6 protein-coding genes are annotated in these 15,129 nt (G+C 40.0%); all 6 read right to left on the reverse strand.

Translation table 11 applies throughout. The annotated features are described in order from the left end of the window. Positions 1-194 precede the first annotated feature (194 nt). Positions 195-2,594 carry an ABC transporter permease gene (locus tag ACZ41C_RS05405; protein WP_464564869.1) on the reverse strand — a complete coding sequence of 800 codons (2,400 nt, stop codon included), beginning with the start codon at positions 2,592-2,594 and terminating at the stop codon, positions 195-197. 80 nt (positions 2,595-2,674) lie between these two features. Next, positions 2,675-5,095, reverse strand: coding sequence for an ABC transporter permease (locus tag ACZ41C_RS05410; RefSeq protein ID WP_464564870.1), 2,421 nt, complete (start codon positions 5,093-5,095; stop codon positions 2,675-2,677). Between the two features lie 24 nt (positions 5,096-5,119). Continuing rightward, positions 5,120-7,531 carry an ABC transporter permease gene (locus ACZ41C_RS05415; protein WP_464564871.1) on the reverse strand — a complete coding sequence of 804 codons (2,412 nt, stop codon included), beginning with the start codon at positions 7,529-7,531 and terminating at the stop codon, positions 5,120-5,122. 10 nt (positions 7,532-7,541) lie between these two features. Beyond that, positions 7,542-9,902: an ABC transporter permease gene (locus tag ACZ41C_RS05420; protein ID WP_464564872.1), complete on the reverse strand. Its 2,361-nt coding sequence runs from the start codon at positions 9,900-9,902 to the stop codon at positions 7,542-7,544. A 187-nt stretch (positions 9,903-10,089) separates the two neighbouring features. Next, positions 10,090-12,525, reverse strand: a complete 2,436-nt coding sequence (locus ACZ41C_RS05425) for an ABC transporter permease (protein WP_464564873.1) — start codon at positions 12,523-12,525, stop codon at positions 10,090-10,092. A gap of 252 nt (positions 12,526-12,777) precedes the next feature. Next, the gene (locus tag ACZ41C_RS05430; RefSeq protein ID WP_138256979.1) at positions 12,778-15,126 is read right to left on the reverse strand and encodes an ABC transporter permease; all 2,349 of its coding nucleotides are present in this window, start codon (positions 15,124-15,126) and stop codon (positions 12,778-12,780) included. Between the last annotated feature and the right edge of the window lie 3 nt (positions 15,127-15,129).

The following is a 15,129-nucleotide window of genomic DNA, read 5'->3' on the forward strand; positions in this document are numbered from 1 at the left end:
TTCAATAAACATCTGATTTTAAAACACTTAAATTTTATATACATCAAGAGACTGTAAAATATTTGGACAAAACATGTACAATATATTTACAACCTTTTACTAGTATGATAAAGATTTATGGATTTATGCTTTGGTTACATTTTGGGTGTTCCTGTGCGTTTTGAAATTACGGGAAACTTGTTGTTTGGAGTTGCTTACTCCGTTCGTAAACTTTTTACAGGGTTGGCCTTGGCGGCTTTAATCGCCTGAAAACTTACAGTAAGTAAGGTTACACCAAGTGCTCCCAACATAGCCAAGGCAAAAATCCACCACTTTAAAACTACCCGATACGGATATTCCTGAAGCCATCCGTTCATAATGAAATAGGCAATGGGGACAGCGATAAAACAAGAAATGATGACCAATTTTAAAAAGTCTTTGGAAAGCATATTCCATACATTGAATATAGAAGCTCCCAATACCTTCCGAACACCAATTTCCTTCTTACGCTGCTCCGCAACGAAGGATGTAAGTCCAAAAAGTCCAAGACAACTGATCAAGATGGCCAAAGCCGTGAAGACCCCGGACAAGGTTCCTATGCGTTCTTCCGAAGCAAACTTTTCTCCATACTGACTGTCCACAAACTCATATTCAAAAGGGATATCAGGGAAGTGCTCTTTGAACACCCTTTCTACTACCGCTAAATTCTGTCCAGCACTTTGGTCCGGGTTCAATCTAAGGTTATAATAACTCCCATTATTGAACCGATCATATACATAAATACCTTGTTTCACGGGTTCGTAAGGAGATTGGGTAATCATGTCCTGTACTACGCCAATAATTTTCAAGGGAGGCCCTGGGTCTTCCTCGTCATCGTCCTTTAGGAGTTTCCCCACTGGGTCTGGCATACCCAAATATTTTTTAGCGGTTTCATTGATGAGTACGCCCAAGGAATCCGTGGCATACTCCCTTGAAAAATCCCTACCCTCTACTATTTTTAAGTTGAGCGACTTGGCATATTCCGGTGAAACCTCGGTCCAGGCCAAATCTTCCTGAAAACCTTCCGGTTTTCCCTCCCAGGTAAATCCACTTCTATTGGACCAAATCTGCGTTGTGGGACTACTGGAAGTGGACATTTCTACCACTGCTCCAGAACCTATAAACTCGCTTCGCATTAAATCATATTTACCCACAAAATCTTGACTGAAGGTAGGTATCTGGATAAGCCCTTCCTTATCATAGCCTACCGGTCGATTTTTTGCGTAATTGATTTGCTGCATTACGATAACGGTGCCAATGATAAAAGCCACGGAAACCGTAAACTGTAACACCACCAATATCTTTCTAGGAAGACCAGCGTACTTGCCTGCCTTAAAAGAACCTTTCAGGACATCTACAGGTCTAAAGGACGAGAGATATAGTGCTGGATAACTTCCCGCCAATAAGGAAGTGAACAAGATAAACCCAAGGGACACCAGCCAAAACGTACCATTGGCCCAAGGAAAGGAGATTTCCTTTTTGGACAGTTCATTAAAACCGTTCAATGAAAGAAGTACCATGACCAGAGCCAAAACAAACGCAAAAAGAACTACCAAAAAAGACTCACTTAAAAACTGATAGACCAACTGACCCTTCTGAGAGCCTATAGATTTACGAATACCTACCTCCTTGGCCCTTTTCTCAGATCGTGCGGTACTCAGGTTCATAAAGTTGATGCAGGCCAGTAGTAGCACAAATGCCCCTATAATGCCAAAAAGCCAAACATATTTGATGCGGCCTCCTACTTGTTTTCCATTTTCAAAACTGCCCCTAAGATGCCAATCCTCCATGGGAAATAGAAAAATTTGTGGATTGAACTCCGCGCTATTCTCATTCAAGGTCTTTTTTACATCCTTTATTTTTGTTGTAACACCCGCCATGGTGGTATTATCCGCAATTTGTACGAACATTTGAAAAGAATTGTTACCCCATTGGTCCTCCGCATTTCGTATCCATTCATTATTCGCCAAGTACTTTTCCCAAGGAATGATAAATTCGGTATCGTTGAAAGAGTTGTTAAAGGGAATATCCTTGTAAACGGCACTAACGTTCATATCATGCTCGTTGCTCACTTTGATGGTTTTTCCAATGGGGTCTTCACTGCCAAAAAGTGCATTGGCGGTGGACTCCGATAGCATAATGGAATTGATTTCCCTTAATCCGTCCTTTTCCCCTTTTATGATTTCCAGATTAAAAAGTTCCGGACCTACACGCTGCATATAATTGCCCGGTCTGGAAATGCTCTTCTCCCCATATTTAAGGTAATGGTCATTGGTCCATGAACACATGATCAAATGCTCAAAATTGTCACTATAACCATCCCTTAGGGCCTTTTCAAGAGGTCTGGGTATAGCTGGCCCCGTTCCAGTTTCTCCATTGAAAGTTTGGGACTGAAAAATCTGGGCGATTTTTTCCTTGTTCTTAAAATAACTGTTGTGGGATAGCTCGTCCTGTATCCAAAGACCAATAATCAAGGTAACCGCCATACCTAGGGCCAGTCCACCAATATTGATAACCGAATAACCTTTGTTTTTTAAAAGGTTTCTCCAGGCTATTTTTAGATAGTTTTTAAACATGATTGATGAATTTTTGTACTGCAACTAAGCTCAGTAAAGGTTGATGTTTTTTATAAAGACTATCTTTTTTTTAAAATGTGTCACTCTGCACGCAAACTTTTTATTGGGTTTACTTTAGCTGCCTTTACCGCTTGATAACTTACCGTTATTATGGCTACTATTAAGACTCCAATAATTGCAGTTCCAAAAACCCACCATGGCATGTTCGTTCGGTAGGTATAATTTTCCAACCACTGTTTCATAAAATGGTATGCAACAGGAACCGCGATAAGACCGGAAACAATTATCAAAAACACAAATTCTTTGGAAAGTAGTTGGAATAAGTTCGGAACGGAAGCACCCAAAACTTTTCGGATGCCGATTTCCTTAGTGCGCTGCTCAGCCATAAAAGTTGCCAATCCAAAAAGACCCAGACAACTAATGAAAATCGCAAGAATCGAGAAAATTTCGGACAATTTACGCATACGTTCCTCAGTCTTGAATTTTTTTTCGAAGGCAGCATCTACAAATTGATAGTTGAACGGAACGCCAGGCGAGAACTTATTAAAGACCGTTTCGATTTGCCCGAGCGATGCCGCAAGGCTTTTTCCAGAGGCCAGTTTTAAATTAATCCAATTCATTTGATTGTAATTTATGGAATATATGGCCGGCTTAACGGGCTCAAAAGGCGATTCGGTCAATAGGTTCTTAACCACCCCAATGACTTCATGTTGCCCATCATACCAACGAATCTTTTTACCAATCGGATTTTCCAACCCCATATACTTTACAGCAGCCTCGTTTAAGATGTAACTGGTGGAGTCCGAGACAAAATCCCTTGAAAAATCACGTCCTTGGGACAAATCACAATCCACAGTATTGCCATAATCATGGGATACATAAAAAGCAACAATATTGGTAACAAAATCGGAATCTTTACCTTCCCATTCATAACCGGCATTACTGTTCCAGACCTCGGTCAAAGGACTTGAGGATTCCGCCATTTCCTGTACCGCGCCGCTTTCTTTCAAAGCATCGCGAAGCGCATTATACTTACCTTGATAATCTTCTGTGGTTTTTTCGACCATGACCAATCCATTTTTGTCATACCCAACAGGTCGGTCCTTGGAATGTTGAATCTGCCGATTAACCACTAAAGTACCGGCTACCAGAATTATGGAAACCGTAAATTGAACCACAACCAGTACTTTACGGAATGATGTCGCCGACCTTCCCGTACGGATAGTACCTTTTAACACCTTTACTGGACGGAAAGAGGAAAGGTATAATGCCGGATAGCTTCCGGCCAAAAGACTCGTAACCAAAATTAATCCTGCGCAAATAATCCAAAAAATTGGGTTGGCGACAGGAAACAAAATCTGTTTGTTGGCCAATTGATTGAAAAAGGGCAGTAGTAATAATACAAGTCCACAGGCCAAAATAAAGGCATAAAGGGTGACCAATAAAGATTCGATCATGAACTGACCCACCAATTGGTTTCTTAGGGAGCCCACGGTCTTTCTTATTCCCACTTCCTTGGCACGCTTTTGAGCCCTGGCCGTGCTTAAATTCATAAAATTAATACAGGCCAGCAGTAGCACAAATATGCCTATAATGGCAAACATACGTACATATTGGATGCTTCCCCCAACAGGTCGTCCGTTCTGAAAAGTAGACCTTAAATGCCAATCCTCCATAGCATGCAGAAATAGTTGAGGATTGCTCCTTTTAGTAACCTCGGGCACATGTTGATAAAGAACATTTTTTATTTTATCGCTTACGGACTGCATGGAAGAATTGTCCGCTATCTGTGTATAGAGCAAATACGAATTATTGTCCCATAACTTTTGATCTCGCGCGGTCTTCACCCAATCGTTCATGGTCACATACAACTCCCAAGAAGCGACAAATTGAAGTGCCTTTGGTTCAGAAAACGCACTAAGGGCATCAAAAATATTGGCATTGTTCGCAAAATTTTTAAAAACACCTTTCACCGTAACCACCGCGTCTTTATTCAACTGCATTGTTTTTTCCATGGGATCTTCATCCCCAAAAAACGCTTTAGCAGTGGATTCGGAGATGATAATGGCATTGGGATTATCGAGTGCATTTTGATTACCCTTTAACATAGGAAACGAGAACATATGAAGGACACCTTTCTCCATAAAAGCACCGAATTCATTCAGGTGCTTATCTTTTACGGACAACACATTGTCTCCGGGAAAGGAACTCATGACCACCTCATCAAAATCGTCACCGTATGTGCTACGCAATACATCGGCCAGAGGATAGGGATGATTATACCGGGTGCGGATTTCTCCATTTCCAGTCTTATTCATCAAAACCTGAGCTATACGTTCATGGTTTTTAAAATTGGTGTTGAAGGATAATTCTTCATGTACCCATAAGCCAATGAATAGGGCCACAGCAATGCCCAAAGCAAGACCACCAATATTTATAAGGGCATACCCTTTGTTCTTCCAAAGATTGCGCCATGCGATTTTCAAATAGTTTTTAAACATGTTTTTCGTTTGTGATTGATGAGTCTATTCCGTTCGTAAACTTTTTACAGGATTTTTTTGCGCAGCATTAAGAGCAACTATTCCAACAAGAACTGAGGTTCCAACAAAAACCAGCAAGCCAACAATTAAAAAGACATACTGCCGTATTTCGATCCTATAGGCAAAACCGTCCAACCACTTACTACTTCCGTAGTAGGCAATTGGCCATCCTATCAACAAGGCAATCACACTGAAAAAGATGTATTCCTTAACCGTGGTTTTGATAATATGACCGTCTGAAGCACCCAAAACCTTACGAATGCCAATTTCCCTTCTCCTAGCAAGAACCAAGAAAATCGTTATCCCTACAATACCTATAGCGGATAGAAGAATCGCCAAAATATTTAAATGGAAAATCAATTCAAGAGCCTGTTGTTCTTGTTTGTAGAGTCCGGCAAGATTATCACTTAAGAAATTGACTTCCAAAGGAAAAGGCTCGTTCAGGCTTTCATATACTTGGTTGATCTTGCTTACAACTTCGGCTCTTTGTTTTGGATCAAAAGATATAATGCTCCTACCGTTCATTCGTACCGCTGGGGAAAGTGTGATAAAATAAGGGGTGACTTCCTCTTTCAAAGAAAAGAGATTGATATCCTCAAATATACCTCCAATGGTGAAAGGAAACCCCACTTGGCCATCCTCCGAAATATATTCGGGTTCCGTAATGACTACGGTCCCAATTAATTCCTCTGGTGAAACATTTTTAGCTTTGGCAAATTTTTCTGCCGCAGTTCTATTTATAATCGTAGTTCTTTCTAATGGGGCTTCGACGTTCAGGGTGGTTTCAATACCATAGGCCTTAACGGCCTCATAGTCTAAATACAATTGATTGGCATCATCAAAAATGGCATCTTCCCCTTGTAATTGATAAGTACCCTGATTATAGGTTTCAATACCTAAATTAGATCCATTACCCACATATTCTATCTCTGGTATCTGACGCAATTTTTCTTGGAAAGCGTCTAGTTTCTCCCCAGAGGAATAGGCATATAATATACCCTCCCTGTTGAAACCCAGGTCCTTGTCTTGAATATAATTCATCTGTCCGTTCACGAAATAAGAAACGGAAATTATAATAATGAGAATGGCAAACTGACTTATGACCAAATACTTCCGAATTGAAAAATGTTCGAACCTATTGTCCTTTAAATTTTCCTTGAACAGGCTCAACGTATTTTTATTGGAGAACAAAACGGCAGGGGCAATACTCGCCAATAGCCCTAAAATTACGGCCAGGGCGACCATCATCACCAAGATTTTGGGGTTGTTTAAGAAATTTTCACTGATCTCCACACCCATCAAATCGTTAAAGTAGGGAACCACTAAATGCATCAAAATCGCCAAAAGCGGTAAGGATATTAATGCCAATACAACCCCCTCGAGCATAAATTGAAATGCGACCGAACTGTTCTTGGCTCCCATGGCTTTTTTAATACCGATAGACTTTCCCTGTTTTGACTTCGTCGCCAAAGTAAAATTTGCATAATTGAACAAGGTGATCAAAAGAATAAACAGGGCAAAACCGGTAATCAAGGTTATAAACGAGTAATTCCCCGGCGTTTTTAATTCATAAAGAATATTCGATTTTAAATGAATATCCTCTATAGGTTGTAAAAAGTGTTTTTTATAATATGGGTCATTTACTAAGACAGGATTAAAGGTCCCCACCGCAGCATTGATTTTTTCAGATATATCGAGATAATTTACATTTTCAGCCAGTCCCAAATAGATTCTACTCCCCCAATAATCAATCCTCGGTTTATTGATGGCTATGGAGAAATCAAAATGGGAGTTGCCGGGAACATCTTCAATTATGGCAGAAACGCTATAATTGTCTCCCATAATTTTTAGGTTTTGACCGATAATTTTAGAAAAATCGTCTGAATTATCCCCAACTAGTTTTCTTGCCGTAGTAGCCGTCAAAATAACTTTGTTCAGGTTTTGGCCGAAATCATCCAAGTTCCCTTCCAAAGTTTTCCACGAAAATAGGTTAACAAATTCTGATGGGGTGTTGGTTGTTAAAAACCCCTTTTCCTGAATCCTCTTTTCATTCATTTCTATATACTCCAAGTTTTCCGAAGTAATAAACTGGGCCGCTGTTTTCACGCCAGGAATATTTTTTAAACCCTTAATGGAATTTAACTGTTCGTCAGCTGTGGACTCGTTCCATCTTTCAAACCCTACAATACTATAATCTTGGGAACGTGTGGTGCGCCCAAGCCTATAAATATTTTCGGAATTCTTGTGATACTTATCGTAACTATACTCATAATCCAAGTAGCTTATGGCGATAAAAACAACGAACAACCCTGCTACCAAGCTAAAAAGATTAATTGCCGTAAAAAATTTATTTCTGATAAATCCCCTAAGGGCTATCTTTAGGCTTGTATGTATCATTGTTTTAATTTTATTCTGTTCGTAAACTTTTTATTGGATTTGCTCTTGCGGCTTTGATCGCTTGAAAACTAACGGTAAAAAAGGCTATTATAAGGGTCAACCCTCCGGAAACGAGGTAAACCCACCATGATATATCTATTCTAAAGGCAAATTCTTCCAGCCAACTGCTCATAAAATACCAAGAAACCGGTATGGCAATAAGAATGGAGATAAAGACCAACTTCAAAAAATCTTTTGAAAGTAGCCCCGTTATGGTTGCTACGGAAGCTCCAAGCACTTTGCGCACTCCTATTTCCTTGATCCTATTTTCCGCAACATAACTTGCCAAACCGAACAATCCCAGGCAGGAAATAAAAATGGTCAAAAGCGTAAATATATTGGCTAGTTTCCCAGTGGTGCGATGGTCATTGAACTTTTTGGCATAAGCGGCGTCCACAAATTCATAATTAAAGGGATATTCCGGATTGTATTTATTAAAAATCCGTTCGGCCACGGCCAAATTTTGGGCCGTGTTCACCTCTGGGTTCATTCTCATATGAATGACATTGAACCATCCTTTGGCACCTTCTATAACCATAGGTTCTATTTTTTGGAAGGGAGAATTGTAAACAAAGTCCTTCACCACCCCTATAATATGCCAATCTATTCCATTGTCCTTTATTTTCTTACCAATAGGGTCTTCAAAGCCCATTAATTCCAAGGCAGATTGATTTAAAATTGCTGCGGTAGAATCTGTTGGGTATTTTTGAAGATCAAAATCCCTCCCTTCTATAAGTTCGAGTCCCATGGTATTTACAACATCGTCATCGGAAATCAGTCTATGAACAATGGTCTTATCCTGCTCATTTTTACCCTCCCACTCAAAACCCCAAGTATTGCTCCAACTCTCAGTAATAGGTGAATTGGTCTTGGTTACCGCTGTAAAGGCCCCGGATTCAAGTAATTCGGTCTTTATTAAATCATAGTTCTTCTCCATATCACCTTCAAGAGAACTATAGATCAGGTTGTTCTTAGCGTATGCCAATTGCCTATTTTGAACTTTATGAAGCTGCTGGGTAATTATTAGGGAAGCGGTTATAAGTACTATAGCTACCGAAAATTGGAGAATGACCAACACCTTTCTTGGTGTAACCATCGCATCCACTTTTTTAAAAGTACCCCTTAATACCGATGATGGTTTGAATCCCGATAGATATAGGGCCGGATAACTACCGGCCAACAATCCCGTGAAAATAGTAACCCCTATGGCAAAGATCCAAAAACCGACACTTGCCAAATCCAAAGAAAGAGGCCTCTCCACCAAATCGTTAAAAGAGGGAAGCAATAACATTACGAAAATGACTGCAAAAGTTGCGGAAATGAAGGTAATAAGTACAGATTCTCCTATAAATTGCCCAATCAACAGCTTTCTAGAAGCACCCAATACCTTACGTACACCAACTTCCTTGGATCTCTTTTCACTACGTGCCGTGCTAAGGTTCATAAAATTGATGCAGGCAATAATCAAAATTATTATGGCAATAAGCCCGAACATTCGTATCAGATCAATCCTGCCTCCCTTTTCCACACCATTTTCAAATTCCCCATATAGGTACATACGGGAATACGGGTATAACAGTGTTTTCATATCGGGGGTATCCTTGTCATAATTCTTCCGCAGCGTAGCTATCTTCTCCGAAAAAGTGTCGATATCTGTATTTTCCTTTAAAAGAACATAGGTGGCTACCGAATTATTCCCCCAGTTTTCATCGTCCCAGCCTTTTTGGGTCAAATAGGACCATGGAATTAAAAACTCAAATGTAAACTGTGTATTTGGCGGTATATCCTTTAATATTCCAGTCACCTTAAAAGTATCCCGGTTATCAATTTTCACCATTTTACCCATAGGGTCCTGGTTTCCAAAAATCTTTTTCGCCAAGGACTCTGTTACAAGCACCGAATTAACATCGCTCAAAACGGTGTTTAGATCACCCTGAATCAACGGAAATGAGAACATATCCAAAAAATCCGGGTCTACCATGGTTCCGGTTGCCTTTATCTTTTGGTCGTTCCAAGCGAACAGGAAGGTATTGTCATAAAAATACCGGGTTTCTTTCTCTACTTCAGGATAGTCCTTCTTTATGGCAGGTCCCATAGCTTTTGGGGTAGAATTCCATGTCCAGATTTCGCCATCTACCATATATTGGTTGTTCACCTCGTATATACGATCTATTTTTTCATGAAATCTATCAAACCCCAACTCATAGTTTATCCATAGAACAATCAATGTAGTCATGGCCAGGCCAATGGATAATCCAAGGATATTCAATAGAGAAAAACTTCTGTTTCTAATTAAGTTTCTCCAGGCTATTTTTAAATAGTTCTTGAGCATTATTTAATTCGTTTTAGCCCCTCCCCAAGGGGAAGGCAGCTGAATAAGATAGATTTTTATTTTTCATTCCTTTTGGATTTCGCACACCATCCTTTGGATGGGTTCAAAATAACTTTTCACATTCTGTTATACCCAAGTTCCCTTTGCTTGGGGTGGTTCCGTTAGCCATCGGGATAGGGGTTAGGCCCTATTCGGTCCTTAAGCTCTTAACTGGGTTCACAATCGATGCCTTTATACTTTGATAGCTGACGGTAATAACTGCAACAGCTATGGCCAAAAAGGCCGCTAGAGCGAACACCCACCATGGAATATCAATTTTATAGGAGAAATCCTCTAACCACTTGTTCGTGGCATACCATCCTAGTGGCAAAGAAATTAAAATGGCCACGCCCACCAACTTTAAAAAATCCATGGTGAGTTTTACCGAAATTTGCGTTACACTCGCTCCAAGTACTTTACGTACACCTATTTCCTTAACACGCTTTTCGGCATTGAAGGCAGCTAATCCAAATAATCCCAAACAAGCAATGATAATGGACAGTACGGTGAATATGACAAAAATATTTCCCAATCTACGTTCACTCTGGTAGGAGTCGTTGAAGGAGTCGTCCATGAAGTAGTAGTTAAAGGGTTCTCCCGGAACAATATTGTTCCATACATTCTCGATTTTTGAAACCGCATTTTCAAAGTTTCCAGCTTCAATTTTGATAGCCATGGCATAAGCGTTGTTCGCCAATCTTAGACTTAATGCATCTATTTCCTCCTTCATGGTTTCAAAGTGGAAATCCTTAACCACTCCTATGATGGTAAAGAACTCGGGGTTTTCAGCATTGAAGTCAGGTGAATATCTTTCCCCCAAGGCAGTCTCGGGGGTTAGTTTCATTACTTTTACAGCAGTTTCATTGACTATGATCGCCGTTGAATCATTGCCGAAATTTTCATCGAAATTACGACCAGTAACAAATTCGAATCCCATGGTAGGCACATAATCATAATCCACGCCCCAAGTTTGCATACTTACCGCATTTTCCTGATCTGTTAGCCCTTCTTCAGGAACGAAAGTACTATCACTCCGACTGGAAGGCGTTGGAAAAAAACTACTCAATGTGGCGTTTTTAACAAAGCTTAATTGCTTTACCTGTTCCTTGAACGAGTTGGCCTTACTACCCGCAGTGTAGACATCGTTCACTACTAGTACCTGATCTTTAGAAAACCCAAGATCTTTGCTCTGTATATATTTCAATTGCTGATACACCACCAAAGTACTGATAATCAAAAACACCGATATGGCAAACTGAAAGACCACTAGAGAGTTCCTTATTTTTCCACCCCCTACACTACTTTGTCCACCTCCCTTTAACACGTTCACGGGAATAAACCTTGACATAAAAAATGCCGGGTAACTTCCTGAAAATAATCCAAGTACAATAACCCCTCCAAAAAGAATCAACCAAAAGAAAGGACTTAGAAACGGAAGTGAAATGTCCTTGTCCGCCAGCTCATTAAAAAAGGGTAGGGCCGATACGGCCAAAACCAGTGCCAAAAGCAACGATATAAAAGATATTAGACCAGACGCTACCAGAAACTGCCTTACCAAATCCCTTTTATTGGAGCCTAAGGTTTTACGGACACCCACCTCCTTGGCCCGTTTCAAGGATTGTGCCGTGGAAAGATTCATGAAATTAACAGAGGCCAAAACCACTAGAAAAACTGCGATAAAGGACAGAATATAAACACTCTGCATATCATTGTTAGAACTCATTTCGGCAACCAAATTGGAGCTTAAATGAATATCGGTCAAAGGGATCGTACTGTAATTCAAATAGTTTCCAGCAGCAGCAAATTGTTCTTCGGTAATACCAGGCATAAAACTTTGGGCCCATGGAATTAGATATTTACCCAAGAATCCTTGCAACGGTTCTTTTATACTCTCCACATCTGCAGAGGGAATTAGTTTGAAAAAGGTTTGATAGTTATTACTTCCCCAATTTACGGTCTGAGCATCCTCATTGCCTGCCATAGCCTCGAACAAACTGTAGTCCCTAAGAAAAGAGTTATTGGGTAAATCTTCAATTACCCCTGTAACCGTAAATGGCTCTTCATTGTTCAATATTAAATCTTGACCCACCGCATTGGTCACTCCAAAGTGCTTTTCTGCAGCAGTCCTTGTCATTACGATTGAGTTTGGATTCTTTAAGGCCGTAGTTGGGTCACCAGCCAACAGCTCAATCCCGAACATTTCAAAAAAAGTGGCATCCACAAAAGTAGTTTGCTCCTCCTTGACGTTGGCTTCAGCATCTGCTTTCCTGACCAAAGCACTACCCCGAGTCCTAAACCTGGTAACCACTTCAATTTCAGAAAAATCACTTTGTAAGGCATCTGCCATTGGTGCAGGACTTACGGCATACTTTCGGGCATCGCCACCAAATTTAATATCCGCATTAATCCTATAGATTCGGTCTGCATCCTTAAACATGGTATCATAGGTCAATTCATCATAGATATATAATGAAATAAGTAGGGCTCCTGCCATACCAATGGCAAGTCCGAAGGTGTTGAGGAAGGTAAAAAATGGTTGCTTTTTTAAACTCCTCCAGGCGATTTTGATGTGATTTTTAAACATGATCGACGATTTTTTGATTGATGCTTCCACTACCTCGGTACAAGTTGACGTAATGGATCATATACTGTTGTGTCCAATTCCGTGCCAATTAGACAATTATTTGTTTTACAGGCACTTAAATAATTTTTCCTTTTAAGGGTGTAAAATATTTTGACAAAATATGTACAATATATTTACAGGAAGCTTCTTAAAAAAGCACTATGATCTCTTTATAATCGATACATTTAAATCAGAAAACGATATTGTATTGTGCTACTCCGTTCGTAGGCTTTTGACTGGATTCGAAGTTGCGGCATTAAATGCTTGAAAACTTATAGTTAAAAGAGCGATGGTAACAGCGGTAAATCCGGCAATTATAAACACCCATATATTTATTGATATTCTGTATGCAAAGCCTTCTAGCCAATTCTGCATAAGATACCAAGCGATGGGTACCGCTAGAATAAATGCCAAGATCACAAGTTTTAAAAAGTCTTTTGATAACAGGCCCACAATCCCTGATATACTTGAACCCAATACTTTTCTGACACCAATCTCCTTTCTACGCTGATCCGTAGTAAAGGCGGACAATCCAAAAAGACCAAGACATGAAATGGCAATTGCGATAAGTGCAAAAACCTTTGACAGATTTCCAATAAGCCTTTCCTTATTAAACTTGGCTTCATAGGCGTCATCCACAAATTCATATTCAAAAGGAAATGCCGGATTGTGTATTTTCAAAACTCCTTCTACTGAGGAAAGTGCCCGCTCGGTAGACACTCCATTTTTTGTTTTAATGTAAAGATATCGAGCCTCAGAAGGGTCATTAAAGAAAATAACAGGGTCACTGGAACCGTACATATCATCATATAAATAATCCTTTACCACCCCAATTACCGGATAATCATTTTCAACTGTTTTTCCAATGGCACTGCCGGGACCCATGAGTTTCGCAAAGGACTCCGTAACTATTATATTGGTGCTATCCTGCGCTGGGTTATCGCTAAATCCCCTTCCTTCCACCAATTGCATTCCCATGGTATTGAAAAAATTGGTACTTATTTGACGTATAGAGACCAAAACCCCCTCCGTATCCACACCGCCTTGCCAAGATAGCCCAGAGGTATTATTTCCTCCTGATAAAACTGTAGAGTTACTAACCCCAATATTTTGAATATTGCCAGTGGCAAGCATATCCTCTTCTATAGGATTTAGATTTTTTATAATATCCCCATTCACAGGTATTCTTACTACATTGTCTTTGTCGTATCCAAGATTTCTAGACTTTACATGTTGTACTTGCTGATAAACAATCAATGTGCTTATAATAAAGATAATGGAAACCACGAACTGGGCGGCCACCAACCCCTTACGGATTGCCTTTGCACCTCCAGAGGTTTTATTCGTTCCCTTCAAGACCGAAACAGGTTTGAAGGATGACAGGTAAACAGCGGGATACAATCCGGCCACAATTCCACAAATAAGGCCTATAGCCAGAAAAACCATCCAATGTTTGGGGTCGAAAAAACTTATGCTGAGGGACTTTCCAATAATGGTATTGAAATATGGTAATACTAGCTTTATCAGCAAAATGCCCAAAAAGGAAGCAAAGAAAGAAGCCAGTAAAGCTTCGGTCATAAATTGGGACAATAATCCTTGCCTACTGGAGCCCAAAACCTTTCTTACACCCACTTCACCTGCTCTTTTTTCACTTCGCGCAGTTGCCAAATTCATAAAATTGATGCAGGCCACCAGTAAAATCACCAAAGCAATTAGACTAAAAAGTTTTACATAAACTATTTGCCCGCCAACGTTTATACCTCCATCAAAAGTTGACCTTAAGTGCCAATCCTTTAATGGATGCAAAAAGGCGTAGATTTCATCGTCTTCGGTTTTGGCAGGTAGGAGTTCCTTTACCTTCCTATTGACCTCATCAAAGTTGGCTTGGGGAGAAAGTTCTACAAAAGTGTCGGCGAAGTTGGAACCATATTCCTCTATCCATGCTTTTCCCTGGGCAAAAATTTCAAACGGAGCGACCCAATCGTATGTGTAAGTTACATTCTTGGGCAAGTCTTTATATATCCCAGCTATGGTATAAGTTGATTGGTTATTTATCCTAACAGTTTTATTATGTGCAGCCTGACTTTCGCCGAATAGGTTTTTTGCCAGGCTTTCAGAAATCAAAATTATATCGGTACTATGAAAATCTACAGCCTTACCCCCTTCTAAAAAATGGAAATCGAACATTTCCAGAAAATCGGGGTCTACGTATCTGCCGTTTTTTGTGAACGAGTGGTCCCCTACCTGAAACAATAGATTGTCCGATTTGGTGCGGGCCGCACGAACGATACCGGGAACTTCGTTTTTAAGATTCTCTGCCAAGGGTCCAGGTGTAGCTTCGAAAAACGTTCGCCATTCCCCATCGTATTTCTGATTTGTAGGCAAGTAATATATTTGATCCTGTTTGCTTATATAGGTGTCATAGTTGAGTTCATCCTCTACCCATAGCAAAATGATACAGGCACAAGTAATACCAATGGACAACCCAAAAATATTAAGTAGGCCATAATCCTTTTTTTTCCAAAGATTCCTCCAAGCGATTTTTAGATGGTTCTTAAACATGGC

The sequence above is a fragment of the Maribacter sp. C-4077 genome, from assembly GCF_055378385.1.

Excerpts from the sequence above, each read along its gene's own strand:
- ACZ41C_RS05405 (WP_464564869.1), bottom strand. The coding sequence starts at position 2,594 with ATGTTTAAAAACTATCTAAAAATAGCCTGGAGAAACCTTTTAAAAAAC.
- ACZ41C_RS05410 (WP_464564870.1), bottom strand. The coding sequence starts at position 5,095 with ATGTTTAAAAACTATTTGAAAATCGCATGGCGCAATCTTTGGAAGAAC.
- ACZ41C_RS05415 (WP_464564871.1), bottom strand. The coding sequence starts at position 7,531 with ATGATACATACAAGCCTAAAGATAGCCCTTAGGGGATTTATCAGAAAT.
- ACZ41C_RS05420 (WP_464564872.1), bottom strand. The coding sequence starts at position 9,902 with ATGCTCAAGAACTATTTAAAAATAGCCTGGAGAAACTTAATTAGAAAC.
- ACZ41C_RS05425 (WP_464564873.1), bottom strand. The coding sequence starts at position 12,525 with ATGTTTAAAAATCACATCAAAATCGCCTGGAGGAGTTTAAAAAAGCAA.
- ACZ41C_RS05430 (WP_138256979.1), bottom strand. The coding sequence starts at position 15,126 with ATGTTTAAGAACCATCTAAAAATCGCTTGGAGGAATCTTTGGAAAAAA.